The sequence below is a fragment of the Streptomyces sp. genome (assembly GCF_031181705.1).
Lineage (GTDB): Bacteria > Actinomycetota > Actinomycetes > Streptomycetales > Streptomycetaceae > Streptomyces.
Map to the genome: position 1 here is coordinate 1 of NZ_JAPSKN010000040.1, position 26,429 is coordinate 26,429.

Sequence of the window (26,429 nt, forward strand, 5' to 3'; positions counted from 1 at the left end):
TCGAACTGGCTGCCCGCGCACCGCTCCAGCTCCGCCAGGGCCACCGGCACGGGCCGGGCCCTGCTGTAGCAGCGGGTGGAGGTCATGGCGTCGAAGGCGTCCGCCACCGCCACCACCCGCGCGGACTCCGGGATCTGACCACCCACCAGCCCGTAGGGGTATCCGCTGCCGTCCAGCCGCTCGTGGTGGTGCAGCACGGCGGCCCGGGCCTCCCCGAGGAAGCCGATGCCGCGCACCATCTCGTGCCCGTACTCGGGGTGCAGCTCGATGACCCGCCGCTCCTCGGGCGTGAGCGGCCCGTTCTTGCGGAGCAGCCGCGTGGGCACGCCCAGCTTGCCCACGTCGTGCAGGATCCCGGCGAAGCGGAGCACCTCGACGCGCTCGTCGTCCATGCCCAGCTCGCGCGCGATCATCATGGACGCCTGCCCGACGCGCTCGCTGTGCCCGCGCGTGTAGCCGTCCTTGATGTCGACGGCCTGCACCAGTGCCCGGATGGTCGCCTGGTGGGCCGCCCGCTCCCGGTGGTACTGGGCGAACGCCCACCACGAGACGCACATCGGCAGCAGCACGAGCAGCGCGGCCACGGGCCCGTACGGGCTGCGCCACAGCACGGCCATCATCAGCCCGGCCAGCCCGTGCACGGCGATCGGCGCGAGCGAGCGCGCCACCAGACCCCGCCAGGCCCGCCGTACCGGCACCCGCTCGGCCACGGCGAGGACGCCGCCGTCCAGCACCGCCAGCACCAGGCAGAACGCCAGCACGGCCGCTCCGGCCGGACCGAGCGCGTAGGGGACGTCCCCCGCGACGACCGCGTCCCGGCCGCCGAGCAGCCAGTGCACCCGGGCCGCCGCCCACACGCCGAGGACGAGCTGGGCGGCCCGCCACAGCCGCCGCAGCGCCACCGGCCGCTGCGCGTGCGAGAGCAGCGCGCCGGGGACGGCCACCAGGGCGGCGGCCGGCGCGGGCAGCAGGAACGCACCGGCGAGCAGTACGGGGTAGAAGGTCCCGGCCGGATGGGAGAGCCCCACGAACCGGGACCGGGCGACGCGCTCGCAGCCGGCGTACAGCGCGGCCAGCAGCGCCACCGCCCACCAGGGCGCGCGAACGCCCGGCAGCGGCAGCAGGCAGAGGACCGCGGCGACGACGACACAGGCGACATACCCGCGTGTCCGTGCCGGTACCGCTTCCATGCGCCCCTCCCCCGGCCATGTCCGTCAGGCCCGGAGCCTAGGACGGCGGAAGGGGGCTCCACGGGTGGATAACCCACGGATTAGCACGTTCGAGTGATGCGTTCGACTGTCCCAGAACGGGGTTCAGGACTCCTGCGGCGTGGCAGGCGAGGCCGTGACGTCCTGCTCGGGGACCGCCTGGCCGGAGCGGATCAGGTCGATCCGCCCCATGACCTTGGCGCGCAGATCCCCGGGGACGTCGTCATGCCCGCAGCAGCGCTTGACGAGCTTCTTCACGGCCTGCTCCAGGCCGTACTTCTCCAGGCACGGCGAGCACTCCTCGAAGTGGTGCTCGAACTTCACGCAGTCCGAGTCCGGCATCTCACGGTCGAGGAACTCGTAGAGATGATCGAGGATTTCGCTGCAATCCGTCTCGTGCGGCTCTCCGCAGCTCATGACCCCGAGCCTTTCGCTTCGTTCGACTCTCCGGCGCCGGCCGGAACCATCCCCCGCTCACGGGCGTAGTCCTCCAGCATGCCGCGCAGCTGACGGCGGCCGCGGTGCAGCCGGGACATCACCGTACCGATGGGTGTCCCCATGATGTCGGCGATCTCCTTGTAGGCAAAGCCCTCGACATCCGCCAGGTAGACGGCGATGCGGAACTCCTCGGGAATCGCCTGGAGCGCTTCCTTCACGTCCGAGTCGGGCAGGTGGTCGAGCGCCTGCGACTCGGCGGAGCGCAAGCCCGTCGACATGTGCGACTCGGCGCGGGCGAGCTGCCAGTCCTCGATCTCCTCGGCCGCCGAGCGCTGCGGTTCCCGCTGCTTCTTGCGGTACGAGTTGATGAAGGTGTTGGTGAGGATCCGGTACAGCCACGCCTTGAGGTTGGTGCCCTCACGGAACTGGTGGAAGGACGCGTACGCCTTGGCGTACGTCTCCTGCACCAGGTCCTCGGCGTCGGCCGGGTTGCGCGTCATGCGCAGCGCGGCCGAGTACATCTGGTCGAGGAACTCGAGCGCGTCCCGCTCGAAGCGCGCGCTGCGCTCGGTCGCGGTCTCCGTGCTCGTGCCGCCCTGGCCCTCGGGCTGCTCCGCCTGGCCGTTGTCGGTCCCTGCGTCGGTCCCAGTGACCGGACCCACCTCCTCCAGTGTTCTCGTGAGACCGAAACCGGTCTCACCCGAATCGGAGGATAGACGACGATCCGGTCCGCCCGCCGCCCGAATCGGGGCGGTCCTGGCCGCGTGCAGCACCGTCCACTCCAGGTCGGCGCGGCTGCTGCGGCTCGGGCAGAAGGTCGAACCCATGCGGCGGACTTCCTCTCCTACGGCGTCGGTGCTGGTCTCCAGCACGTACGTCCCGCACAACAGTGACCACCGCCCCGGCATTCCCGAAGCTTTACCCGAGTGACCCGGTCCACCCGACGACGGCGTCCGTGATGACCGCCACGGCCTCCTCCTGCGAGATCCCCGCACGTTTCGGCACGGCGAAGCCGTGATCCCCGTGCGGAACCTCCACGAGCTCGTAGGCGCCCTCGGGGAACTCCTGCGGCCTGCCGAACGGGTCGTTCCCGCCCTGCACGACCAGGGTGGGCACGCCGGAGCCGAGCAGTTCCCCGGCCCGGGATTTCTCCGGCCTGCCGGGCGGATGGAGCGGGAAGCTGAGGGCGAGCACGGCGTGGGCGCCCAGCTCCGTCGCGGTACGGCAGGCCACCCGGGCCCCGGCGCTGCGGCCGCCGGAGACCACCGGCAGTCCGGGCGCGGCCAGCGCGGGCCAGATGCCGCGCCAGCCGGTGTCCAGGGTCCTGGGAGCGGGCGCGAGCTTCTTCCCGGCCACCCGCCAGGGCTGCTCCACCCGGGCCACGGTCACGCCGTGGGCGGGCAGGACCTCCGCCAGGGCCGTCAGGTCGCGGGCCTCGACACCGCCGCCGGCGCCGTGGCTGACGGCGAGCACCAGCCGGGGCTTGTCCGCCGGGTGCCAGGTGATGCGGGCGGTCCCGGCCTCGGTCTCGACAGCCTCGGTCGTCTCACGGGCCGCGTCGGTCCCGTCGTTCTCATGGGTCACGTCAGAAGAGTGTGCCCTCTTCCGGCCCTTCCAGTTCCTTCAGCAGCTCCGGCCCGTTGTTGCGGACGTTGCTGACGGCCGTGGTGACGGGGTAGGCGCGCATCAGCCCGGCCGGCGGCGGGGCGAGCAGGTCGCGCAGGCCGTCGGCGTCCGTGCGGGACGGGTCCAGCCAGGCGTCCCAGCGGTCGGGCGTCAGCATCAGCGGCATCCGGGGATGGATGTCGGCCAGCGCCCGGGGCCCTTCGGCCGGTGCCACCGCGAGCGGGCTGGTCTCGGCCTCGGTGGTGATGACGGAGCAGGTCACCCACCAGGCCTGCGGGTGGTCGTCCGGCAGTGTCCTGTCCCGCCAGAACTCGTACAGCCCGGCCATCGCGAAGACCGACCCGTCCGCCGGGGTCACGAAGTAGGGCTGCTTGCGGGGCCGCTTCTTCTTGCCCTCGACCTCCAGCTCGCGCTCCTGCGTGCCGGTGACCCACTCGTAGTAGCCGTCGGCGGGCAGGATGCAGCGCCGGGAGGTGAAGGCGCGGCGGTAGGACGGCTTCTCGTGGACCGTCTCGGCGCGGGCGTTGATCATCCGGGCGCCGCCCTCGGGCGTCTTCGACCACGAGGGGACGAGCCCCCACCTGAGCGTCCGCAGCTGCCGAACCGGCCGCGGGTCGTCCGCGTCTTTCACAGGACGGTCGAGGACGGCGTAGACCTCCTTGGTGGGCGCCACGTTGTAGTCCGGTCCGAGGGTCTCCTCGGGCTCCCACTTCTCGATCTCGAAGATTCCCGCGAGATCCTCTGGTCTACGACTCGCTGCATACCGTCCGCACATACGTGCCACACTGCCAGATTCCAGCCGCCCTCAGGGAGCCGACGCCGCACATGGACAGCACCGCAACCGCCTCGCTCGCCTCACTCTGGGACGAGGTCTCCGGCACGCAGCCCGACCCCGACCTGTGGGTGGTGATCGCGGCCCTGGGAGTCGCGCTCGCCGTGGTGGTCCCGCACGGTCTGTGGCGCATCTCCCGCAACGCCGTCACCATCGCGCACGAGGGCGGCCACGGGCTCGTGGCCCTGCTCTCCGGCCGCACCCTCACGGGCATACGGCTGCACTCGGACACCAGCGGCCTGACCGTCAGCCGCGGCAAGCCGCACGGCATCGGCATGATCCTCACGGCCGCCGCCGGCTACACCGCCCCTCCCCTGCTGGGTCTCGGCGGCGCGGCCCTGCTCGGCGCCGGCCGCATCACGCTCCTGCTGTGGCTCGCCACGGCCCTGCTGCTGGCCATGCTGGTGATGATCCGCAACGCCTACGGCGCCCTCACGATGATCGTCACCGGCGGCCTGTTCGTGGTGGTGTCCTGGCTGGCCGGGCCCCAGATCCAGGCGGCGTTCGCGTACGTGGTGGTGTGGTTCCTGCTGCTGGGCGGGGTGCGTCCGGCCTTCGAACTGCAGGCGAAGCGTGCCCGGGGCGGGGCGGGCGACTCGGACGCGGACCAGCTGTCCCGTCTCACCCACGTACCGGCGGGCCTGTGGTTCTTCCTGTTCCACGCCGTGTCGCTGTGCTCGCTGATCGGCGGAGGGCGCTGGCTGCTGGGGCTGTGACCGCGCGCGGACCGCGGCGAGCGGCGCGATGGGGCGGCCCCCGGACCACCGCCTGCTTATAAAGTAAAGGCATGGTCCCGAACACCGCAGACACCGCCCTCTGGCCCGCCCCGCACGCGAGCGGAGCCGTCGACGCGACGGTCCACGTGCCCGGGTCCAAGTCGGTCACCAACCGCGCCCTCGTCCTCGCCGCCCTCGCCTCCGAGCCGGGTTGGCTGCGCCGCCCGCTGCGCTCCCGCGACACGCTGCTGATGGCCGGCGCGCTGCGCGCGATGGGGATCGAGATCGAGGAGGGCGTCGGCCCGGACGGCACCGGCGAGGCGTGGCGGGTGCTGCCCACGGGGCTGCGCGGCCCGGCCACGGTCGACGTCGGCAACGCCGGCACGGTGATGCGGTTCCTGCCGCCCGTCGCCGCGCTCGCCGACGGCCCCGTCCGCTTCGACGGCGACCCCCGCTCCCACGAGCGCCCGCTGCACGGCGTCATCGACGCGCTGCGCCGGCTCGGCGCCCGGATCGACGACGACGGCCGCGGCGCGCTGCCGCTGACCGTGCACGGCGGCGGTGCCCTGGACGGCGGCCCGGTCTCGATCGACGCGTCCTCCTCGTCGCAGTTCGTCAGCGCCCTGCTGCTGTCCGGCCCGCGCTTCAACCAGGGCGTCGAGGTCCGCCACACCGGCGACACGCTGCCCTCCCTGCCGCACATCCGCATGACCGTGGACATGCTGCGCGCGGTCGGCGCCCAGGTGGACACCCCCGAGTCCGGCGGCGAGCCGAACGTCTGGCGGGTCACGCCGGGTGCCCTGCTCGGCCGGGACCTGGTCATCGAGCCGGACCTGTCCAACGCCCAGCCGTTCCTGGCGGCGGCCCTGGTCACGGGCGGCAAGGTCGTCATCCCGGACTGGCCGGAGCGCACCACCCAGCCCGGTGACCGGCTGCGGGAGATCTTCACGGAGATGGGCGGTTCCTGCGAACTCACCGAGTACGGACTGGTGTTCAACGGGTCCGGCTCGATCCACGGGATCGACGTGGACCTCGGCGAGGTCGGCGAGCTGACGCCGGGCATCGCCGCCGTCGCGGCCCTCGCCGACTCCCCGTCGACCCTGCGCGGCGTGGCCCACCTGCGCCTGCACGAGACGGACCGGCTGGCGGCGCTGACCAAGGAGATCAACGAGCTCGGCGGTGACGTGACGGAGACGGCCGACGGCCTGCACATCCGCCCGCGCCGGCTGCACGGCGGGATCTTCCACACCTACGACGACCACCGCATGGCCACGGCCGGCGCGATCATCGGCCTGGCGGTGGAGGGCGTGCAGATCGAGAACGTGGCGACGACCGCCAAGACCCTGCCCGACTTCCCCGACCTGTGGACCGGGATGCTCGGGGCGTAGGACGCGGGGACCAGGTCATGCGCCGCTACGGCAAGCACACCGACGAGGACGACATCCGCACCCGTCCGGGCCGCCGGAACACCCGGCCCCGGACGAACATCCGGCCCAAGCACGAGGACGCCGCCGAGGGCCTCGTCCTCACCGTCGACCGGGGCCGCCTGACCTGCCTCGTCGAGGACCGGGTGGTCATGGCGATGAAGGCCAGGGAGCTGGGCCGCAAGGCCGCGGTGGTCGGCGACCGGGTGGCCCTGGTCGGCGACCTGTCGGGCAGGAAGGACACGCTGGCGAGGATCGTGCGCATCGCGGAGCGCACGTCCGTACTGCGCCGCACGGCGGACGACGACGATCCCTACGAGCGCGTGGTCGTCGCCAACGCCGACCAGCTGGCCGTCGTCACCGCCCTGGCCGACCCTGAGCCCCGTCCCCGCCTGATCGACCGCTGTCTGGTCGCGGCCTACGACGGTGGCCTGGAACCGCTGCTGGTGCTGACCAAGTCGGACCTCGCCCCGCCGGAGAAGCTGCTGGAGCTCTACGGCGACCTCGACATCCCCTACGTCGTCACCAGCCGCGAGGAACTGGAGAGCGGCACCGCTGTCGCCCGGGTGCGCGAGCAGCTCGACGGCAAGATCACCGCTTTCGTGGGGCATTCCGGGGTCGGCAAGACGACCCTGGTCAACGCACTGGTGCCCGAGGAGCGGCGGCGCTCGACCGGGCATGTGAACGCGGTGACGGGCCGTGGCCGGCACACCACCACCTCGGCGCTGGCGCTGCCGCTGGCCGGCACCGACGGCTGGGTCATCGACACGCCGGGCGTGCGGTCGTTCGGGCTGCACCACGTCGACCCGTCCCGGGTCATCAAGGCCTTCCCCGACCTGGAGCCGGGCACCGAGGGCTGCCCGCGGGCGTGCAGCCACGACGAGCCGGACTGCGCGCTGGACGCCTGGGTCGCCGAGGGGCACGCGGATCCGGCGCGGCTGTACTCCCTGCGCCGGCTGCTGGCCGCACGGGAGCGTACGGAAGGCGACTGACCTCCGCGTTGTTTGTCCTGCCGTGCGGACGGTAAGTGCATAATCGCACCAAGCCGGATGCAAGCCTCGACAAAACGAGACGAAGCGGTCACTGAACGTGGGTTACGGGAGGACGACACATGGCGTGGCTGCTGGTCATCGTGGCCGGGTTGCTCGAGACCGGTTTCGCCGTCTGCCTGAAGCTGTCGCACGGCTTCACACGGCTCTGGCCGACGATCGCGTTCTGCGTGTTCGCGCTCGGCAGTTTCGGTCTGCTCACCCTGTCGCTGAAGAAGCTCGACGTGGGCCCGGCCTACGCCGTGTGGACGGGCATCGGGGCGGCGGGGACGGCCATCTACGGCATGGTGTTCCTGGGTGACCTGGTGTCGACGCTGAAGATCGTGTCGATCAGCCTCGTCGTCATCGGCGTGATCGGGCTGCAGCTGTCGGGCTCGGCGCACTGACGTCCTGTCAGCCGGCCTGCCGGGGCAGGGCGCTGCGGACGAGGTCGGCGACGCCGCCCTCGCCGGGCGGCGCGGCCACGCAGGACAGGGCCAGCCGGACGGCGAGTTCGCAGGAGCGGGCCAGGTCGGCCGTGTCGGACCTGGGCGTGCCGGGTCCGGCCAGGACGGTCACGGCGCGGTCGCGGACGAGGGCGACGAAGTCGCCGGGCGAGGGCAGGGGTCCGTCGGCCCGGCGCTGGGCCGGCACGGCGGAGGTGGACGGGACGGCCGACAGGGCCGGCGACGGCAGGCGTTCGCTCCAGCAGCCGGTGAGCATGGCGCGCACGAGGGCGTTGTCCCGGGCCGCGGAGGTGACCCACTCGGCGGTGGCGGTGAGCCGGTCGCGGGGGTCGCTGGGGCCGGCGAGCGCGCGGTCGACCCCGGCGAGATAGCCGTCGGCCTCCCTGCGCACGAGCGCCCGGGCGAGACCGTCCTTGCTGCCGAACTCGTTGTACAGCGTCTGCCGGGACACTCCGGCCGCCGCGGCCACGTCCACCATCCGCACGGCGGACCACGGCCGGCGCGCCAGCGCCGCGAAAGCGGCGTCCAGCAAGGATTCCCGCGCTGCAGGCATCATCGCCTCCCCTTGGGGCGAGCGGCTCTGCGCCCAGGTTTGACGCGCGTGGAAGCACTGTCAAGGGTTCGCGAGCGCGCACGGGGGCGCGTTTCGGCCGTCTCGCGCGGGGTGTTGAGACGCCCCGGGCCCCGGGCCGTGCCGCCGAGCGCGCTCGCCCGCCCCGCGCCGCGCACCCCACCGGCACGTCACCCGATGACTCCCCGGCCCTCACAAACCCCCGGTGGCCCCACCCCCACCTCGGCAGATAGGTTCGTCACATGCCCGACTACCTCGACGACCTGCGCCTCGCTCACGTCCTGGCGGACGCCGCGGACGCCGCGACGACGGACCGGTTCAAGGCCCTCGACCTCAAGGTGGAGACCAAACCGGACATGACACCGGTGAGCGAGGCGGACAAGGCCGCGGAAGAGCTCATCCGCGGCCAGCTCCAGCGCGCCCGGCCCCGGGACGCGATCCTCGGCGAGGAGTACGGCGTGGAGGGCACCGGCCCGCGCCGCTGGGTGATCGACCCGATCGACGGCACCAAGAACTACGTCCGCGGCGTCCCCGTCTGGGCCACGCTCATCTCCCTCATGGAGGCCGGCGAGGGCGGCTTCCAGCCGGTCGTCGGGGTCGTCTCCGCCCCAGCGCTGGGCCGCCGCTGGTGGGCCGCGAAGGGCCACGGCGCCTTCAGCGGGCGCTCCCTCACCAAGGCCTCCCGGCTGCACGTCTCCCGCGTCTCCAAGCTCTCCGACGCCTCCTTCGCGTACTCGTCGCTCAGCGGCTGGGAGGAGCAGGGCCGCCTGGACGGCTTCCTGGACCTGACCCGCGAGGTGTGGCGCACGCGCGCGTACGGCGACTTCTGGCCGTACATGATGGTCGCCGAGGGCTCGATCGACATGTGCGCCGAGCCGGAGCTCTCCCTGTGGGACATGGCCGCGAACGCGATCATCGTCACCGAGGCCGGCGGCACCTTCACGGGCCTGGACGCCCGCCCGGGCCCGCACAGCGGCAACGCGGCCGCGTCGAACGGCCTGCTCCACGACGAGTTGCTCGGATACCTCAACCAGCGTTACTGACCGCCCTCTTGTTGACTCTCCCTTTGCCTGCCACTCTGGGAGTCCCCCCACTTGTGAACTTGTGAAAAGTGGAACAAAGGCGGGGACACTCCCAGGAGGTGGCTCCATCCATGCTCGTCCGTGACGCCATGAGCACCGTCGTCCTCACCATCGGCCCGGCCCACACCCTGCGCCAGGCCGCCGCGCTGATGTCCGCCCGGAAGGTCGGCGCGGCCATCGTCCTCGACCCGGACGCCGGTGGCATCGGCATCCTCACCGAACGCGACATCCTCAACTCCGTGGGCCGCGGCCAGGACCCGGACACCGAGCGCGCCCACGCCCACACCACCAACGACGTCGTGTTCGCGACCCCGACCTGGACCCTGGAGGAGGCGGCCGGCGCGATGGCGCACGGTGGCTTCCGTCATCTCATCGTGCTGGACCGCGACGAGCCCGCCGGCGTCGTCTCGGTCCGCGACATCATCCGCTGCTGGGCACCGGCACGTCAGCAGGTGCCCGCCTGACGGCACGGGAGCACACGAACGGGCCGGGCCCCCCGAGGGGGGACCCGGCCCGTCCACTACCGCAAGCGGTCCAGTGCTGGAGTTCAGCCGCGCAGGGCCTGGACCGCGGCCTCCAGCCGCTTGCCGTAGTCTCCGTCGGCCCGACGGAAGTTGTCGATCGCCCGCTCGACGATGTCGTCGCGCGAGACCTTGGCGATGAAGCCCGCCAGGTTGGCGATCAGGCGCTCCTTCTCGTCCTCCGACATCAGCCGGTAGAGGTTGCCCGCCTGGACGAAGTCGTCGTCCTCGGCGTGGACCGGGGCCGGGTGGTTGCCCGTGGCGCCGCTCACGGCCGTGGCGGACCACAGCGGACGGTCCGTCTGGAACGGCCCGCCGAAGCTGTTCGGCTCGTAGTTCTTCGCTCCCCCGTGACGGCCGTCGTAGAGGTACCCGTCACGCGAGTTGGTGCGCGCCACGGTGGCGTGCGGACGGTTCACCGGGAGGTGGTCGGCGTTGATGCCGACGCGGTAGCGGTGGGCGTCGCCGTACGCGAAGAGGCGGCCCTGAAGCATCTTGTCCGGGGACGGGCCGATGCCCGGCACGAAGTGGGCGGGGCTGAAGATCGACTGCTCGACCTCGGCGAAGATGTTCTCCGGGTTGCGGTTGAGCTCCAGCCTGCCGATCTCGACGACCGGGTAGTCCGCGTGCGGCCACACCTTGGTCAGGTCGAACGGGTTGAAGCGGTAGGTCGCCGCCTCGGCGACGGGCATGATCTGCACGCCGACGGTCCAGCTCGGGTACTCGCCGCGCTCGATGGCCTCGCGCAGGTCGCGCTGGTGGGAGTCGGGATCCTCACCGGCGAGCCGGGCGGCCTCCGCGCTGGTCAGGTTCTTGATGCCCTGGTCGGTCTTGAAGTGGTACTTCACCCAGAAGGCTTCGCCGGCCGCGTTGCTCCACTGGAAGGTGTGCGAGCCGAAGCCGTCCATGTGGCGGTAGGAGGCCGGGATGCCCCGGTCGCCGAACAGCCAGGTCACCTGGTGCGTGGACTCGGGCGACAGGCTCCAGAAGTCCCAGACGTTGTCCGCCTCGGTCGAGCCGGTGTACGGGTCGCGCTTCTGGGTGTGGATGAAGTCGGGGAACTTGATGGCGTCCTTGATGAAGAACACCGGGGTGTTGTTGCCGACGAGGTCGTAGTTGCCCTCCTCGGTGTAGAACTTCAGCGCGAAGCCGCGCGGGTCGCGGACGGCGTCCGCCGCGCCCAGGTTGCCGGCCACCGTCGAGAAGCGCAGGAAGACCTCGGTCTGCTTGCCGATCTCGGAGAGGAACGCGGCACGCGTGTACGGCGTGACATCGGCGGTCACCGTGAAGGTGCCGTAGGCGCCGGCACCGCGTGCGTGCACCACGCGCTCCGGGATCCGCTCGCGGTTGAAGTGGGCGAGCTTCTCGAGCAGGAGCTGGTCCTGAACGAGCACCGGGCCACCGACGCCCGCGGTCTCGCTGTTCTGGTTGTCGGCGACCGGAGCCCCGGCCTCCGTCGTAAGCGGTCCCTGCGTCGTCACGTGCGCCTCCTGCACCATTCCTGGCCAAACCTGTCCCTTGGCCAAAGCCGTTCTCGATCCTACAATAGACATTGTCTAAAGCAAGTGAGACTCTAATCTCACACCTGTTCGGGACCTGGTCCCCTTAGCTGTTAGGCTGGTGGCCATGAGTGACCTTCTGGAACGCCTGCGCGGACGCGGATGGCGGATGACCGCGCAGCGGCGCGTCGTGGCCGAGGTCCTCGACGGCGAACACGTCCATCTGACGGCCGACGAGGTCCACGCCCGGGCCGTCGCCAAGCTGCCCGAGATCTCCCGGGCGACCGTCTACAACACGCTCGGCGAGCTCGTGACCCTGGGCGAGGTGCTGGAGGTCTCGACCGACCAGCGCGCCAAGCGGTACGACCCGAACGCCCACCGGCCGCACCACCACCTGGTCTGCGCCCAGTGCGGCGCGATCCGCGACGTGCACCCCGTCGGCAACCCCCTGGCGGACCTTCCCGACTCCGAGCGCTTCGGCTTCACGGTCTCGGACGTCGAGGTGACGTACCGCGGTGTCTGTCCGAACTGCGCGGCCGCCTAGCCCGGCCCACGCGAAAGCCCCGGCACCGATGGTGCCGGGGCTTTCCGCTGTGCACGCGGTCCGCTGGAGCCCTGGAAAACACCGAGGGCCGGAACCCTTTCGGATTCCGGCCCTCGGCCTTCAGTAGCGGGGACAGGATTTGAACCTGCGACCTCTGGGTTATGAGCCCAGCGAGCTACCGAGCTGCTCCACCCCGCGTCGATGAATGCAACGTTACGTCAATGACGAGGGCAGATGCAAATCGCTTAACGCCGCCGCCGCTAGTGACAGTGCTGATCACGAGGAAGGGAGCCTCCACGGGCCCTGGCCGGAGCCGCCCTCACCCCTGGGGCGCCCTGGGACGAACCCCTGACCAGCCCTCAAGCCACACGACCCCACGCCGACCGCCCTCACCGGAACGCGCCTTACCGCCGAACCACCCCGCCTCCGTGCCGAGACGACCGCCGCGTCAGGCGTCCCTCAGCCCCGGGGCGAACGCCAGCCGCCCTCCGCATCAACCGACCACAACCACCGCTCACCCCAGGACCGGCACCAACCGGTCCGCAAGCCACCCGGCCCACGCCGGAACGCATCTCCCAGCCGAGCCCCCCGCGGCCGCGCCAAGCTGCCGCCCAGCCCTAGACGAACGCCAGCCGCCCTCCCCATCAGCCAGCCACAACCGCCGCTCGCCCCAGGACCGGCACCAACCGGTCGCAAGCCACCCGACCCACACCAACCAGCCCGCAGGCCACCCGACCTCACGCCGACCGCCCTCGCCGGAGCACGCCTTCCCACCGAGCCACCCCGCGGCCCTGCCAAGGCGGCCACCGCTCCAGGCGGTGTCAGCCCCGGGACGAACGCCGAGCGCCCCGCAAGCCGCCGTCCCGCCTTACGCCGACAGTTCCTGCCGGAGCGCGTCGCGCAGCCGAGCCGCTCGTTCCGCCACCGACCCGGGGCCCAGGGACACGGCCCGGTCGGCCCACCGCTGTCCCTCCGCCAGCTCGCCCCGACGCGCGTAGACCAGGGCCAGCCGCAACGCGGCCCGCCCGTGCCCGGCGTCGGCCGCCCTTGTCCACCACACGGCCGCCTCGGGCTCGCTCCCCTCCCGGGCCAGCAGCAGCCCGAGATTGAACGCGCCGTTGCGCGACCCGGCCTCGGCCGCCTGCCGGTACCACCGGGCCGCCTCGACGACGTCCCCCCGGGCCGCCGCCAGCATGCCGACCCGCACCTGGGCCCGCCGATGCCCCTGGGACGCCGCCCGCTCGTACCATTCCTCGCACTCGCTGCGCCGGTGCACCGGCTCGCCGAGCTCGTGCGCCGGCTCCGGCGGCCGCCGGGCGTCGAGCACGGTCGCCAGCCGGTACGCGGCCTCGGCGCTCCCGCCCCCGGCCGCACACCGCAGGTACCGCTCGGCCTCCTGCTCGTCGCCGTCCCGCAGCCGCGCGATGCCGACCTGCAGCGCCGCTTCGGTGTGCCCGGCGGCGGCGGCCCGCTCGTACCAGCGCAGCGCGGCCTTCTCCTCGCCCCGCCCGGCATGCAGGATGCCCAGGTTGAACGCGGCGTCCACGCTCCCGGCCTCCGCGGCCTTGGAGAACCACGGCTCCGCACCCGTCTCGTCCCCGCCCTGCAGCAGCAGGATCGCCAGCGCGTTGGCGGCCTCCCGGTGCCCGGCGTAGGCCGCGCGCCGGTACCACTGCTCGGCCTGCGCGGTGCGCCCCTGCTCGGCGCAGAGCAGCCCGAGGTTGTACGCGCCGTTCACGTCGCCCGCGTCCATCGCGGCCCGGTACCACCGCTCGGCGGTCTGGGTCTCGCCCCGCTCGGCGTGCAGCGCGCCCAGCGCGTTCGCGGCGTTGCCGTCGCCGTCCTGCGCGGCCCGCAGCCACCACACGGCGGCGTTCTCCGAGTCGCCCGCGTCGCGCAGCAGGAACCCGAGCGCGCAGGCGGCCCGCGCCTCGCCGTCCTTGGCGGACGTCAGGTACCAGCGCCCGGCCTCCTTGAGTTCGCCGCGCCGCTCCAGGATCGACCCGAGGTGCAGGGCGGCCCGCCGGTGTCCGCGCGCGGCGGCCTGCCGGTACCACTGCTCGGCCTCCTCGGGCGCCTGGACACCGTTGTCGCCGTCGGTCTCCCGCGCCGTCCTGCGGTCCAGGGCCCGGGCCAGCCGGTACGCGGCCTCGCGGTGCCCGCGCTCGGCCGCCACGCGCATCCACTGCTCGGCCGCGGCGTCCCCACGGTGCTCCAGCAGGTCGGCGAGGGCGTACGCGCCCAGGGTGTGGCCCTGCTCGGCGGACTGGCGCAGCCAGTACTCGGCGGCCGGCTCGTCGCCGCGCTCGCGGTGGTGCCGGCCGAGGGCGTGCGCGGCCGCGGCCGATCCCGCGACGGCGGCGATCCGCCACCAGCCGGCGGCCTCGTCGGCGTAGCCACGCTGGTGGAGCAGGACGCCCAGGTTGTTGGCCGCGGCCCGGTCGCCCGCGGCGGTGGCGGCACGCAGATGGGGTTCGGCACCGTCGAGATCACCACGGCGCAGCAGCATGGCCCCGAGGACACTCATCGCCTCGACGTCGCCGGCCTCCGCGGCGAGCCGCTGACGCAGCTCTTCGGCCGCCTCGTCGGCGAGTTCCCCGGTCTCGTCCGGGGTCTCGGTGTCCTCCCGGCTGGAAGGCTGCACAAAACGCCCTGTCTCGAACAGAGTTGCCTTGTCCCCCATAACGTCCATCGTCGCACCACCTGCAACCTGGGTACACCTGGTATACCGCAGCCAGTGAGGTCACTACAGCGTTTTGTCGACATGCCCACAGAACGACAAGTCAAACACAGAACGCCCAACTCCCCCCGGCAGCGCGGCCGCAGCCTGCACCCATACATGCGTTCACACATCACGAAGGCCCGGATTCCTCTGTGGAATCCGGGCCTTCGTGGCCGCGCCGTCACTCGGACATCGCGACTTCAGTAGCGGGGACAGGATTTGAACCTGCGACCTCTGGGTTATGAGCCCAGCGAGCTACCGAGCTGCTCCACCCCGCGCCGTTGTGTTCACAACCGTATCACGGCGCGGGACGGGCATTTCACCAGGCCAGGGCCTAACTGCTCGGTTTGGGGCTCGGGCTGCCGCTGGGCTGGCTCTCGCCGCCCCCGGCGCCTCCGCCTCCGCGGCTCGCCTCGGCCTGGGCGTCCTCGGCCCGCTGCAGCGCGTCCTCCAGGTCCTTCTGCGCCCGGCCGTACGCCTCCCAGTCGTTCTCCTTCAGGGCCTCCTGGCCGGCGTCGAACGCCTTCTGGGCGTCCTCCAGGGCCTGTTGGACCGTCGGGTTCTCGGACGTCGGCGGAGGCGGCGTGTCCCCCTCGTCCGGCGGCTCGGGAGTCGCTCCCTCCGCTCCGAAGACCTTGTTGAGGGCCTCGTCGAGCGTGTTCTCGAAGGCGGTCTGGCCTCCGTAGGTGACCAGCACCTTGCGCAGCAGCGGGTACTTCAGTCCGCCACCGCGGACGTAGACCGGCTCCACGTAGAGCAGTCCCCCGTCCAGCGGCACCGTCAGCAGGTTGCCGTACTCGACTTCGGAGTCGCCGCCTCTCAGGAGCCTGATGGACTCGGCGATGTCCTCTTGGGAGTTGAACTGGCTCTGGACCTGCTTGGGTCCGTTCACCGTGGTGTTCGTCGGCAGTTTCAGAATTCTGATCTTGCCGTAGTCGGACGTGCCCGCCTCCGCGTCGACCGCCATGAACGCGCTGAGGTTGTCCCGGCCGTTGGGCGTGAAGGTCGTCGTCAGGGAGAACGCCTGCGCCTTCTGGTCGGGCATCTTCATGCTCAGGTAGTACGGCGGCACCGCGTTGCCCGACCGGTTCGTCGGGTCGTCCGGCACCTGCCAGACCTCGCTGCCACTGAGGAACGTCGTCGCGTCCTTCACGTGGTAGCGCGTGAGCAGCTCCCGCTGGACCTTGAACAGGTCCTGGGGGTAACGCAGGTGGTCCATCAGCGACTTGGAGATGTCGCTCTTGGGCTCCACCGTGTCCGGGAAGGCCTTCATCCAGGTCTTGAGGACCGGGTCCTTCGTGTCCCACTGGAAGAGCTTGACCTCGCCGGTGTACGCGTCGACGGTCGCCTTCACCGAGTTGCGGATGTAGTTGACCTGGTTCTGCTGAGCCACCACCGCGCGGTTGTCGTTCGTGGCGGTCAGCGAGTCGGCGGTCGTGTCACCGAGGGTCGTGCGCGAGGAGTACGGGTAGCCGTTCGTCGTCGTGTAGGCGTCGACGATCCACTGGATCCGGCCGTCCACGACCGCGGGGTAGGCGTCGCCGTCGATGGTCAGCCACGGGGCGACCGCCTCGACGCGCTCCTTGGGCGTGCGGTTGTACAGGATCCGCGAACCGTCGCCGATGGCGCCGGAGTAGAGGATCTGCGGCTCGCCGAACGCCACCGCGTACGCGGCCCGGTTGACCGGGTTGGAGAGGTTGACCCCGCTGTCGCCCTTGTAGCTGGTGGTCTTCTCGCCGTTGTCGTCGGAGTAGTCGATCTCCTTCTGGGGACCGCCGACGATCGAGTACGTGTCGGTCTTCTCGCCGTAGTAGATCCGCTGCTCGTACGTGCCGAGGTCGCCCTCGGAGGGCAGGTCGGACTCCGTGAAGTTCGGACGGCCCTGGGCGTCGGCGCTGGTGCCCTCGGCGGCGACCACTCCGAACCCGTGGGTGTACCGGAAGTGGTTGTTGATCCAGTTCTTCTTCGGGATGCCCGCGAGGTTCAGCTCACGCAGGCCGATGACCGTGTCCTGCTCCTTGCCGTCCTTGGCGTAGCGGTCGACGTCCAGGTTGTTCGGGAACGCGTAGTAGTTCCTGATCTGCTGGAGCTGCTGGAACGTCGGCGAGACGATGTTCGGGTCCATGATCCGGATGCTCGCCGTGGCGTCGACGTCGTCGCGGAGCTCGGTCTTGTCCTCGGTCGTGCTCGTACCCGTGTAGTCGGTGACCTTGGTGCCGTCGATGCCGTAGGCCTTGCGCGTCGCCTCGAGGTTCTTCTCGACGTACGGCGCCTCCTTGGCCTGCTCGTTCGGCTGGACCTGGAACTTCTGCACGATCGCCGGGTACAGCCCGCCGATGAGGATGGCGGAGAGCACCATCAGGCCGAAGCCGATCACCGGCAGCTGCCAGGTGCGCCGCCACAGGGTGGCGAAGAACAGCAGCGCGCAGATGACGGCGATGCAGAACAGGATCGTCTTGGCCGGCAGGTAGGCGTTGGCGTCGACGTACCGCAGGCCGGTCCAGTTGTCGGTCGCCCGGAAGTCGCTGGACTTCACCGCGAGCCCGTACCGGTCGAGCCAGTAGGCGACCGCCTTCAGGGCCACGAAGATCCCGAGGAGCACGGACAGGTGCCCGGTGGCCGCGGCCGTGGCGCGCGCGCCGGGACTGGTGACGCGCAGCCCGCCGTAGAGGTAGTGGGTGAGCGCGGCGGCGATCACCGAGAGGATCGCGGCGGCGAAGCCGAAGCCGAGCAGGAACCGGTACCAGGGCAGGTCGAAGGCGTAGAAGGACACGTCCAGCTTGAACTGGGGGTCCTTCTGTCCGAAGGACACGCCGTTGACCCACATCAGCCACGTGCGCCACTGGCCGGACGCGGAGGCGCCGGCGATCAGGCCCACCAGGGAGGTGATCCCGAGGAGCAGCCACTTCTTGTAGGGCGCGATGCTCATGCGGTACCGGTCGAGGTTCTGCTGCTCCATCGACATGGCACTCAGCGGCGGCCGCAGCCGGTGCGCCAGCCAGATGTTGACGCCGACCGCGACGGCCATGAGCAGGCCGAAGACGAAGAAGAGCCCGATCTTGGTCCACAGGGTGGTGGTGAAGACCGAGGAGTAGTTCACCGACCGGTACCAGAGCCAGTCCGTCCAAAACCCCGCGAACATGGTGAACGCCATGCCGAGGACGGCCAGGACGCCCAGCGTCATGAGCAGGGTCCGGACGCGCCGGGACGGGCGGCCCACTCTCATCCGCGGCCCTGTCGGGCCTCCGCCGCGGTCCGGCATCTGGAAAGCCAAGGTGCGCACCTCGAAGTTCGCTGTCGATTCGTCGGGCCCGCGTCTTCACGGGCCGTCCGTGGCCCCCGTGATCGTGGGCCCCCACCTATGCAACTTACTCACCGTTTACTCGGTTCCCGATTCCGGCCAGGAACGAGAGAGGATTGTGACCATGTCCAACACTCCCATGGCTGCGAACCCGCTCACCCGGGCCGTGCTCGAGATCGACGAGTACGTCTCCGGCCTCGGCTGGGACCAGCCGGCCCGCCTTTTCGCCCTCGTCGACACCGCACGGCTGCGAGCCGAACAGCCGTCGCTCGCGGACCGGCTCGGTCTGGGTGAGGAGCCGGAGAACTCCGGCCTCACCCCGATCGAGCAGGACGAGGTTCCAACGGGCAAGCCGCTCGACGAGTTCCTCGCCACCATCGCCTGGCCCGACGCGGTTTCCGGCTGCGCCCTCGCCGTGGAGCGCCTGATGCTGCCCCCGTCCGCCGAGGCCCAGGTCCCGAAGGACCTGAGCGGGGCGGCGCTGACGAAGTGGGTGGCGGAACACCCGGACCGTCAGGAGGTCCGGATGACGGTCGGGGTGCTGCGCGACGGCACCCGCGACTCGGCCCTGCGGCTGCGCGAGAAGGACTCGCCGACCGAGGTGCTGACCGGCTCCGACCTGGTGCCGGGCCTGGCGGAGGCGCTGTTCGCGACGTTCGAGGACTAGCCCGCGGGCTTCGGGGCCCGGACCGCCGGGCCCCTCCCCGGCTACTTACCGCACCGCGGCAGGTCCGCGGTGTCGCCTCCGCGGATGTCCTTCAGGGCACCGAGGGCGTCCTGGATGGTGTCCACCTTGACGAGGGTGAGGCCTTCCGGGGTGTCCTTGGCGGCGGCCGCGCAGTTGTCGGCGGGCGTCAGGAAGTACCGGGCGCCCTTCGCCCGCGCGCCGACGGTCTTCATCTCGATGCCGCCGATCGGGCCGACCTTGCCCGCGTCGTCGATCGTGCCGGTGCCGGCCACGAACGTGCCGCCGGTCAGGCTGCCCGGCGTGAGCTTGTCGTAGATGCCGAGCGCGAACATCAGACCGGCGCTCGGTCCGCCGACGTCGGCGAGCTTGATGTCGATGGTGAACGGGAACGTGTGGTCGGTTCCGGCGGAGATGCCGACGATGGCGCGCTTCTCGCCCGCGTCGTCTGACGTCGTGGTGGTGATCGTGATGTCCTCGGTCCTGGTCGGCGTCCGCTTCTCCTTCTCGGCGGCGGCCTGTTCCTTGGCGGGCACGATCGTGAAGCGGACGTCCTGGCCGGGCTTGTGCTTCGTGACCAGCTTCGCGACGTCGGCCGGCTGCTTGACCGCCGTACCGTCGACGGCCTTGATCACGTCTCCGGCGTGCAGCTTGTTCTCGGCCGGGGACCCCTTGACGACCGTGGAGACGATCACCCACGACTTCACCGGGACGTCGAGCTCCTTCAGGGCGGCGACCTTGGCGCTCTCCTGGGACTGGCTGAACTCCTCGGCGTTCTCCTGGGTGGACTGCTCCTCGGTCTTGCCGTCCGGGTAGAGCGTCTCGTGCGGCACGACCTTGTTGTCGTGCGCGAGCCAGCCGTAGACGGCCTCGACCAGGTTCATCCGGTAGTCGGCGCTCGTGACCCGGACCGTGGTCATGTTCAGATGGCCGGTCGTCGCATACGTCTTCCGCCCCGCGATCTGCAGCACCGGCTCGCCGTCGTGATCGCCGAGCGTGTTCACCGTCGGCCCCGGGGACATCTCCGAGTACGGCACGGGGATGAACACTCCCGCGCACAACAGCGCGATCAGCATCAGGGTGGAGGCGAGCATCGTCGCAGTGCGGCGTGGCATGACTCGACAGTACGGGACGGTCCTGTCAGCGCACCGTCAGGGCCGCCCGTACGGGGCGGCCCTACGCGTCAAGACGCTTGTGACCTGCTGTTTTCCGACCGTCAGGCACCCGGCCGCGGCTTCTCCATGGCCTCGCGGAAGCGGGCGTAGCCGATGAGCTCCGGGCCGTCGCCACGGACCTTGCGGGTCCGGTTGGCCCAACTTCCCCACAGCCCCGCGCCGATCGCAGCCACAAGCGGAATCAGCAACCAGGCGAGCGCCGCCATGCCGACCTCCAACCCCATCGAGCGTCCGCGAACTGACTGATCAGCAGATTAACCATCCGCAGTGACAACGCTCACGCCGGGGGTGCGGTTACGCAACCGGAGGACAGCCCCCCGATCAGCAGGCGCCGACCCACTCCTCGGTGCCGTCGGAGAACCTCTGGTGCTTCCAGATGGGCACCTCGTGCTTGAGGTCGTCGATGAGCTTGCGGCACGCCTCGAAGGCCTCTCCGCGATGCGGGCAGGAGACGGCGACGACCACGGCGAGATCCCCGATCCGCAGGTCGCCCACGCGGTGCACGGCCGCCAGCGCACGCACGGGGAACTCGGCGGCCACCTTCTCGGCGATCCGACGCATCTCGGCCTCCGCGCTGGGGTGGCACGAATACCCCAGCTCCGCCACGTCGGCGCCGCCGTCGTGGTTGCGCACGGTGCCGACGAAGAGCGCCGTGCCGCCGGACGCGTCGTCACCGACGGCGCGGAACACCTCGTCCACGGACAGGGGCGTGTCCCGGATCCCGATCAGCTTGACGGGGTCCTGCGCGGCCCGCTCACCGGGGTGATCGCTCGTGGATGCCATGGCCCCATCGTGCCGCACGGGACCGACAGCACGAAATAGAGCTATCGACCGGCACGCGCGCGTGGAGGTTGGAGTCTCCTACAGCGTTCCGCCGCCACAGGAGCGTCCCCGGATCGCTGCAGGCGGCTCCCTCAGATCCGCCGCCGCGCCTTCCGGGCCCGCCGCACCACCGCCGCCGCGCCCAGCAGCGCCACCGTCGCGCCCGCGGCGCCCGCGGCCGTCGCGTCCTTGCGGCCCAGGCGCCGCCCGGCGACGGTGTGCCGCCCGGAGACCTCCTCCAGGAGTTCCGCGAGGACCTCCTCGTTGGTGTACCTCGGCCGCCACCCGGCGTCGTGCAGCCGGCTGCCGCTCACCACCCAGGGGTACATCGTGTAGGCCAGGTCCCCCGCCGGGGAGGGCGTGAGGCCGATCCGGTGCAGCCGTGCCGCCGCGCCCAGGGCGACCGCCGACGGCAGCTCCATCCGGCGGATCCCGCTGAGCTCCTCGACCTCCTCCTGCTCCAGCCACCCGTCGCACCCGACGGCGAGTTCCCCCTCGACCTTCTCCAGGACGGCGTACTCCAGCGCACTGCACAGGTCCTCGACGTGGCAGAACTGCCACGCGGGCCGCGACCCGGCGACGACCAGCAGCCGGGGCGACTCGAAATACCTGGTCAGAGCCGTGTCGGTGCCGCCGACCAGGACGGCCGGCCGCACCACGGTGACGTTCAGTCCGGGGTGGGCCCGAGGTGCCCGCCGTGCCAGCCGCTCGATCTCCAGCAGGTCGCCGACGCCCGTGGCCTCCGCCGTGGCGCGCAGCTCCGCGTCCTCCGACAGCGGCAGCTCGTTGTCGGGCAGCGCACCGTAGACCATCGACGAGGTGCACAGCACGACCCGGTGCACTCCTGCCGCCGCGGCGGCGGTCAGTACGGTCTGCGTCCCCCGGACGTTGTAGGCCGTTCGGGCGGCGGCGTCGGTCTCCAGGTCGAGGTCCAGCGCCAGGTGGACCACGACGTCGGCGCCGCGCAGCTTGTCCGCGATGGCCGGATCCCGTACGTCGAGGATGTGCCACTGCGCGGCGGCGCACTCGCCACGCCGCTCGTCGATGGCCAGCACCTGTCTGACCTCGTCGGACGCCGCGAGCTGCTCGGTGAGCAGCGCGCCGATGCCGTACGCGGCGCCGGTGACCGCGACGACGGGGCCGCGCCCCGCGGGACTCGCGGAACTGGTTGACTGGTTTCGCGCTGCGCGAACCTGCGGATCTGGGGAACTCACCGGGCGTCTCCAGCGGTTGTCTTCAGTACGAGCGCGAGCGACGCGTGCGTACCAGGTGGCATCCATCCTGCCGCAGGCTGTCAGTCGGCGAAGCACCGAGGCCCGATCCGCCCCGGGTGTCTACGCTGGGTGGTGTTGTCGGGCAGCCGTGCCGCCGGAAAGAACCGGCGGCCTTACCAGCCGAGGAATCCCGTGAGTGACACCCCATTCGGATTCGGCCTTCCGCCGGAGGAGCCGGACGACGGCGACGAGGGCAAGAAGAAGGACCAGCAGAGCGGTGGTGGTCAGGGACCGGCCAACCCGTTCGGCTTCGGCGGCCTGCCCGGAGCCGGAGGTTTTGGCGGCGGCCCCGGTGGCCCCGGTGCGGACAATCCGTTCGCAGCCATGTTCGGCTCTCTGAACCCCAACGACCTGGGCGCCGCGTTCCAGCAGCTGGGCCAGATGCTCTCCTACGAGGGCGGCCCGGTGAACTGGGACATGGCCAAGCAGATCGCCCGCCAGACGGTCTCCCAGGGCTCCCCTGACGGCACCAAGGACGCCAGCGTCGGCCCCGCCGAGCGCAGGGCCGTCGAGGAGGCCGTCCGCCTGGCGGACCTGTGGCTCGACGACGCCACGTCCCTGCCGTCGGGCGCCGGCTCCGCCGTGGCCTGGAGCCGCGCGGAGTGGGTCGAGGCGACCCTGCCCGCCTGGAAGGAGCTCGTCGACCCGGTCGCCGAGCGCGTCGGCACCGCCATGGGCGACGTCCTGCCGGAGGAGATGCAGGCCATGGCCGGCCCGCTGATCGGCATGATGCGCTCGATGGGCGGCGCCATGTTCGGCACGCAGATCGGGCAGGCCGTCGGCGTGCTCGCGGGCGAGGTCGTCGGCTCGTCCGACATCGGCCTGCCGCTCGGTCCGGCCGGCAAGGCCGCGCTGCTGCCGGTGAACGTCGAGACGTTCGGCAAGGACCTGAGCGTCCCCCAGGAGGAGGTACGGCTGTATCTCGCCCTGCGCGAGGCGGCCCACCAGCGCCTCTTCGCGCACGTGCCGTGGCTGCGCTCGCACCTGTTCGGCGCGGTCGACGGCTACGCCCGCGGCATCAAGGTCGACACGGCCAAGCTGGAGGACGTGGTCGGCCAGTTCGACCCGCAGAACCCCGAGCAGCTGCAGGAAGCGCTCCAGCAGGGCATGTTCCAGCCCGAGGACACGCCCGAGCAGAAGGCCGCCCTGGCCCGTCTGGAGACCGCTCTGGCGCTCGTCGAGGGCTGGGTGGACGCGGTGGTCCACGCGGCTGCGAAGCCCCGGCTGGGATCGGCGGACGCGCTGCGGGAGACGCTGCGCCGCCGCCGCGCCTCGGGCGGCCCGGCCGAGCAGACGTTCGCCACGCTGATCGGTCTGGAGCTGCGCCCGCGCCGTCTGCGCGACGCCTCCCGTCTGTGGGCCTCCCTCACGGACGCGCGCGGGGTCGACGGCCGGGACGCCCTGTGGCACCACCCGGACATGCTGCCGACGGCGACCGACCTGGACGATCCGGACGGCTTCGTGCACCGCGAGCAGATCGACTTCTCCGAGCTGGACAAGATGCTCGGCGAGGCGGCGGACAAGCCCGACCTGCGCAAGAAGGGCGAGGGCGAGGGCGAGGAGAAGAACAAGGACGACGACGCCGGGTGAGCCTGTACGACGACGCGGTCCTCGTACTGAAGGACTACGAGGACCAGCCCGAGCTGCGCCAGATCTACCTCGACCACCTGGCCGATCACCCGGACGGCCTCTGGAAGGCCTGCCAGGCGGGCCACATCACGGCGAGCGCCCTGGTGATCGACCCCGTGGGCGGCCGGGTGCTGCTCACGCTGCACAGGAAGCTGAGGATGTGGCTGCAGATGGGCGGCCACTGCGAGCCCGGTGACGCCACCCTGGCGGCAGCGGCCCTGCGCGAGGCGACGGAGGAGTCCGGCGTCTCGGGGCTGTCCCTGCTGCCGGGCGGCCCGGTACGCCTGGACCGGCACCCGATCCCGGCGCCGTGCCACTGGCACCTGGACGTCCAGTACGCCGTCGTGCCACCCCCCGATGCCGTACACGCGGTCAGTGACGAGTCGCTCGACGTGCGCTGGTTCGGCTACGAGGAGGTGCCGGAGGTGGCGGACGACTCGGTCGTACGCCTGCTGCGGGCGACACGCGCGAGACTCGCGCTCTGAGTACGTGCAAGGAGCGGCGATGTAAGGAGCGGCCGCCTCGGTGGCCGCTCCTTACACGTGTTCCTGACCGCGGGGTGCACCCCGTCAGGGACGTGGCCAACCGCGCGGCCGCCCACGGACGGCCCGTGGCCGGGACCCGGCCGCACGAGCCCCGAACCCGATCGGCCGAACCGGGGAGCACCCAGCGCTCAGCTCCAGACGTTGCCCTGGTTCTGCCCCCGCGCCCCCTGCTGGCCCATGCCGTACTGCGCGGCGAGGCCCGAGCCGATCTGGGCGTTCTGCGGCGGCAGCAGCTCGCTGGGCTGGACCAGCGCGAAGCCGGAGCCCATGAAGCTCAGCTCCCAGCCCTCGCCGGTGTTGCCGCGGCGCCGCCACACCCCCGAGGAGTGCGTCTGGGCCTGCATCTGCACGCGCAGGCCGGTCGACCAGGCGACGATCGCGTCGGCGTCACAGTTGACGTACTTGTCGGGCGTCACCTGCAGCAGCAGCGGCATGCCCGAGGTCATCAGCGCGACCTTTCCCCGGCCGGAGATGTTGAGCTGGTACTTCCCCGAGCCGGAGATGCCGTAGAGGCTGTCCACGGCGATGACCTCGTGGTGCAGGGAGGAGTCCATCGCCAGCACGTAGCTGCTGTCGACGGTGAGGCCGTCCTGGTCCACGTCCATGACGTGGACGTGCTGCTTGAGGTTGGCGAGGTAGACCGTGCCCTGCCCGTGGCAGCGCATCAGGTCGAGTCCCTCACCCGTGTGCGCACGCGCGCGTGCCTGGCCGTTGCTCTGGTACTCGGCGTCGAACTCGACGAGCCCCTGGTAGGCGACCATGGTGCCCTTACGGGCCAGGATGTCGTCGTGGCCCTCCAGGGCGACGCGCAGCATCTGCTTGTTCTGCAGGCTCCAGCGTTCCTGGGCCTGCTGCTCGTTGTAGGCGAAAATCGGGCTCTGCATGGCGTTTCTGGCTCCCCCTCAGCCCCGGGCCCGGAGGCGGTCGGTGCTGTCCTCGCTGGGCTGGACGACGACGATGCCCTGACCGGAGAAGGCCATCTGGTAGGCCTCGCCGCTGCCGCGGCCGATCAGTGACTGCGCCCGGAAGCTGCGCTTGCCCTTCACCTTGAGGTTCGGGGACCAGGCGACGAGCGCGTCGGGGTCGACGTACGTCTCGTCCTCGCCGCCTCCGCAGTCGACGACGATCGGCTTGCCCCGGGAGGTCAGCGCGACCCAGCCCTGTCCGGAGATCTTGGTGTTCCACAGGCCCTGGCCGGCGAACTTGGCCAGGCCCTTGACCCGCTCCACGCCCCAGGTGAGGTGGGCGTCGAAGGCGAGCAGGTTGGTGGCGTTGACGGAGATGCCGTCGCCGTTGAGGTTGATCACGACGACGTTCGCCCCGTAGTCGGCGAGGTAGAGCAGGCCGTCGCCGGAGCACTTCATCAGGGGCGCGCCCTCGCCGGTCAGCCAGTCCTTGGCGATCTGGCGCACGGCCGGCGGGTTGGGCTCGTACTGGACGAACCCTTCGTAGGCGACCATCGACCCCACGCGCGCGAGGAGGTCGTTGCCGGTCTGCATGGCGACCTTCAGCATGTGGTTGCCGTGGTTCTCCATGCGGGCGGTGACGGGTGCGGGGGCGTGGCCCGCGAGCTGCTGTGTCATGACGGGCTCCCTCAGACCTCGTACGGCTGGACGACGATGAAGTTGCCGGGTGCGCCCCGGAACTGGAGGTTGACGCTCTCCCCGGTGTCGCCGGGGTAGGCGTTGCGGCGCATCCGCACCTGGCTGGAGACGACGACCTGGGCGGCGGCCGACCAGGCGACCACGGCGTTGCAGTCGGCGAACGTGGTGGGCGTGACGGGCAGCACCACGGGCGTGCCGTGCGTCTTCACGACGATCGTGCCGGTGCCCTGGAACTGCATGGTGAACAGCGCGCCGCCGGGGATGCCGTGTCCCTCGATGCGGCGGACCTCGTACTGGAGGCCCTCGTCGAAGGCCAGGACGTTCTCGGCGGAGACGCAGATGCCGTCGCCCTGGAGCTCGATCGGGTGGAGCATCGTCGAGTTCTCGGCGAGGAAGACCTGCCCCTGACCGGTGCAGCGCATGAGCTGCATCTCCTGGCCGGTGGCATTGCCGACGATCCGGCCGGAGAAGCCTGCTCCCTTGTAGCTGAAGTCGACCTTGCCCTGGTAGAGCACCATGCTGCCCTGCCGCGCCAGCACGGGCTGCCCGCCGATGCCGAGGTCGACCCGGACGAGCTTCTTGTTCTGCTGCGTCCAGCGCTGCCCGGTGGGGGTCTCCTTGAACTGCTGGAGCGCGGCGGCCACGCCCGGGCCCTGGACCGCACCGGGCTGCGGGACGCCCTGCGGCGGGATTCCGGGCTGGGGAACGCCGTGCTG

Annotated in this window: 26 protein-coding genes and 2 tRNA genes; 10 read left to right on the forward strand and 18 right to left on the reverse strand. The window is 71.3% G+C overall.

The features are described from left to right. From RIN80_RS11045 to RIN80_RS11065, 5 genes are all read right to left on the reverse strand, one after another. A partial coding sequence (locus RIN80_RS11045) for an HD-GYP domain-containing protein (protein WP_309095366.1) occupies positions 1-1,190 on the reverse strand: 1,190 nt, incomplete at its 3' end. A 123-nt stretch (positions 1,191-1,313) separates the two neighbouring features. Continuing rightward, a complete protein-coding gene (gene rsrA, locus RIN80_RS11050; protein ID WP_309095367.1) occupies positions 1,314-1,625 on the reverse strand; it encodes a mycothiol system anti-sigma-R factor in 312 nt (103 codons plus the stop codon). Then, the gene (sigR, locus tag RIN80_RS11055; RefSeq protein WP_309095368.1) at positions 1,622-2,308 is read right to left on the reverse strand and encodes an RNA polymerase sigma factor SigR; all 687 of its coding nucleotides are present in this window, start codon (positions 2,306-2,308) and stop codon (positions 1,622-1,624) included. The genes rsrA and sigR overlap by 4 nt, the downstream gene beginning before the upstream one ends. Positions 2,309-2,564: 256 nt before the next feature. Continuing rightward, on the reverse strand, positions 2,565-3,230 hold the full coding sequence (locus RIN80_RS11060; protein ID WP_309095369.1) for an alpha/beta family hydrolase: 666 nt from the start codon (positions 3,228-3,230) through the stop codon (positions 2,565-2,567). A 1-nt stretch (position 3,231) separates the two neighbouring features. Then, positions 3,232-4,047: an SOS response-associated peptidase gene (locus RIN80_RS11065; protein WP_309095370.1), complete on the reverse strand. Its 816-nt coding sequence runs from the start codon at positions 4,045-4,047 to the stop codon at positions 3,232-3,234. A 50-nt stretch (positions 4,048-4,097) separates the two neighbouring features. On the opposite strand from RIN80_RS11065, the gene RIN80_RS11070 reads away from it, so the two are divergent. The 4 genes from RIN80_RS11070 (at position 4,098) to RIN80_RS11085 (ending at position 7,679) form a co-directional block, all read left to right on the forward strand. Next, positions 4,098-4,820, forward strand: coding sequence for a M50 family metallopeptidase (locus RIN80_RS11070; protein WP_309095371.1), 723 nt, complete (start codon positions 4,098-4,100; stop codon positions 4,818-4,820). 71 nt (positions 4,821-4,891) lie between these two features. After that, entirely contained in the window at positions 4,892-6,208 is a 1,317-nt protein-coding gene (aroA, locus tag RIN80_RS11075) for a 3-phosphoshikimate 1-carboxyvinyltransferase (protein WP_309095372.1), read from the forward strand. Positions 6,209-6,225: 17 nt separating this feature from the next. Continuing rightward, on the forward strand, positions 6,226-7,236 hold the full coding sequence (gene rsgA, locus RIN80_RS11080) for a ribosome small subunit-dependent GTPase A (RefSeq protein WP_309095373.1): 1,011 nt from the start codon (positions 6,226-6,228) through the stop codon (positions 7,234-7,236). A gap of 119 nt (positions 7,237-7,355) precedes the next feature. Then, the gene (locus RIN80_RS11085; RefSeq protein ID WP_309095374.1) at positions 7,356-7,679 is read left to right on the forward strand and encodes a multidrug efflux SMR transporter; all 324 of its coding nucleotides are present in this window, start codon (positions 7,356-7,358) and stop codon (positions 7,677-7,679) included. A 7-nt stretch (positions 7,680-7,686) separates the two neighbouring features. On the opposite strand, the gene RIN80_RS11090 is transcribed toward RIN80_RS11085, so the two are convergent. Continuing rightward, entirely contained in the window at positions 7,687-8,295 is a 609-nt protein-coding gene (locus tag RIN80_RS11090) for a TetR/AcrR family transcriptional regulator (RefSeq protein WP_309095375.1), read from the reverse strand. Between the two features lie 257 nt (positions 8,296-8,552). Between RIN80_RS11090 and hisN the strand changes: the two genes are divergently transcribed. Together hisN and RIN80_RS11100 are read left to right on the forward strand one after the other, a co-directional pair. Further along, positions 8,553-9,353 (forward strand): histidinol-phosphatase, encoded by an 801-nt coding sequence (gene hisN, locus RIN80_RS11095; protein ID WP_309095376.1) that lies wholly within the window; start codon positions 8,553-8,555, stop codon positions 9,351-9,353. 110 nt (positions 9,354-9,463) lie between these two features. After that, on the forward strand, positions 9,464-9,856 hold the full coding sequence (locus RIN80_RS11100; protein ID WP_309095377.1) for a CBS domain-containing protein: 393 nt from the start codon (positions 9,464-9,466) through the stop codon (positions 9,854-9,856). Between the two features lie 83 nt (positions 9,857-9,939). Here RIN80_RS11100 and RIN80_RS11105 read toward each other — a convergent pair whose 3' ends face one another. Further along, positions 9,940-11,412, reverse strand: a complete 1,473-nt coding sequence (locus tag RIN80_RS11105) for a catalase (protein ID WP_309095378.1) — start codon at positions 11,410-11,412, stop codon at positions 9,940-9,942. 127 nt (positions 11,413-11,539) lie between these two features. Here RIN80_RS11105 and RIN80_RS11110 point away from each other — a divergent pair, with 127 nt between their 5' ends. Beyond that, on the forward strand, positions 11,540-11,956 hold the full coding sequence (locus tag RIN80_RS11110) for a Fur family transcriptional regulator (RefSeq protein ID WP_309095379.1): 417 nt from the start codon (positions 11,540-11,542) through the stop codon (positions 11,954-11,956). 124 nt (positions 11,957-12,080) lie between these two features. On the opposite strand, the gene RIN80_RS11115 is transcribed toward RIN80_RS11110, so the two are convergent. From RIN80_RS11115 to RIN80_RS11130, 4 genes are all read right to left on the reverse strand, one after another. Further along, positions 12,081-12,154: transfer RNA gene (locus RIN80_RS11115), tRNA-Met, on the reverse strand. A gap of 670 nt (positions 12,155-12,824) precedes the next feature. Continuing rightward, on the reverse strand, positions 12,825-14,648 hold the full coding sequence (locus RIN80_RS11120; protein WP_309095380.1) for a tetratricopeptide repeat protein: 1,824 nt from the start codon (positions 14,646-14,648) through the stop codon (positions 12,825-12,827). Between the two features lie 234 nt (positions 14,649-14,882). Next, positions 14,883-14,956: transfer RNA gene (locus RIN80_RS11125), tRNA-Met, on the reverse strand. Positions 14,957-15,012: 56 nt separating this feature from the next. Next, entirely contained in the window at positions 15,013-17,940 is a 2,928-nt protein-coding gene (locus RIN80_RS11130; RefSeq protein WP_309095400.1) for a UPF0182 family protein, read from the reverse strand. Between the two features lie 163 nt (positions 17,941-18,103). On the opposite strand from RIN80_RS11130, the gene RIN80_RS11135 reads away from it, so the two are divergent. After that, positions 18,104-18,646, forward strand: a complete 543-nt coding sequence (locus RIN80_RS11135) for a PPA1309 family protein (protein WP_309095381.1) — start codon at positions 18,104-18,106, stop codon at positions 18,644-18,646. Positions 18,647-18,687: 41 nt separating this feature from the next. On the opposite strand, the gene RIN80_RS11140 is transcribed toward RIN80_RS11135, so the two are convergent. The 4 genes from RIN80_RS11140 to RIN80_RS11155 form a co-directional block, all read right to left on the reverse strand. Further along, positions 18,688-19,779, reverse strand: coding sequence for a PDZ domain-containing protein (locus tag RIN80_RS11140; protein ID WP_309095382.1), 1,092 nt, complete (start codon positions 19,777-19,779; stop codon positions 18,688-18,690). A 101-nt stretch (positions 19,780-19,880) separates the two neighbouring features. After that, on the reverse strand, positions 19,881-20,045 hold the full coding sequence (locus RIN80_RS11145) for a hypothetical protein (protein WP_309095383.1): 165 nt from the start codon (positions 20,043-20,045) through the stop codon (positions 19,881-19,883). A 115-nt stretch (positions 20,046-20,160) separates the two neighbouring features. Then, the gene (locus tag RIN80_RS11150; protein WP_094057152.1) at positions 20,161-20,622 is read right to left on the reverse strand and encodes a molybdenum cofactor biosynthesis protein MoaE; all 462 of its coding nucleotides are present in this window, start codon (positions 20,620-20,622) and stop codon (positions 20,161-20,163) included. Between the two features lie 131 nt (positions 20,623-20,753). Beyond that, positions 20,754-21,875: an SDR family oxidoreductase gene (locus RIN80_RS11155; RefSeq protein WP_309095384.1), complete on the reverse strand. Its 1,122-nt coding sequence runs from the start codon at positions 21,873-21,875 to the stop codon at positions 20,754-20,756. Positions 21,876-22,067: 192 nt separating this feature from the next. Between RIN80_RS11155 and RIN80_RS11160 the strand changes: the two genes are divergently transcribed. Further along, positions 22,068-23,525, forward strand: coding sequence for a zinc-dependent metalloprotease (locus RIN80_RS11160; RefSeq protein WP_309095385.1), 1,458 nt, complete (start codon positions 22,068-22,070; stop codon positions 23,523-23,525). Next, the gene (locus RIN80_RS11165) at positions 23,522-24,049 is read left to right on the forward strand and encodes an NUDIX hydrolase (protein WP_309095386.1); all 528 of its coding nucleotides are present in this window, start codon (positions 23,522-23,524) and stop codon (positions 24,047-24,049) included. Before RIN80_RS11160 ends, RIN80_RS11165 begins: the two co-directional genes overlap by 4 nt. Before the next feature lie 188 nt (positions 24,050-24,237). Here RIN80_RS11165 and RIN80_RS11170 read toward each other — a convergent pair whose 3' ends face one another. From RIN80_RS11170 to RIN80_RS11180, 3 genes are all read right to left on the reverse strand, one after another. Next, positions 24,238-24,993 carry an AIM24 family protein gene (locus RIN80_RS11170; RefSeq protein WP_309095387.1) on the reverse strand — a complete coding sequence of 252 codons (756 nt, stop codon included), beginning with the start codon at positions 24,991-24,993 and terminating at the stop codon, positions 24,238-24,240. 18 nt (positions 24,994-25,011) lie between these two features. Continuing rightward, positions 25,012-25,692: an AIM24 family protein gene (locus RIN80_RS11175; RefSeq protein WP_190049443.1), complete on the reverse strand. Its 681-nt coding sequence runs from the start codon at positions 25,690-25,692 to the stop codon at positions 25,012-25,014. A gap of 11 nt (positions 25,693-25,703) precedes the next feature. Then, positions 25,704-26,429, reverse strand: a 726-nt coding sequence (locus RIN80_RS11180; protein ID WP_309095388.1) for an AIM24 family protein, incomplete at its 5' end; no start/stop codon positions are given.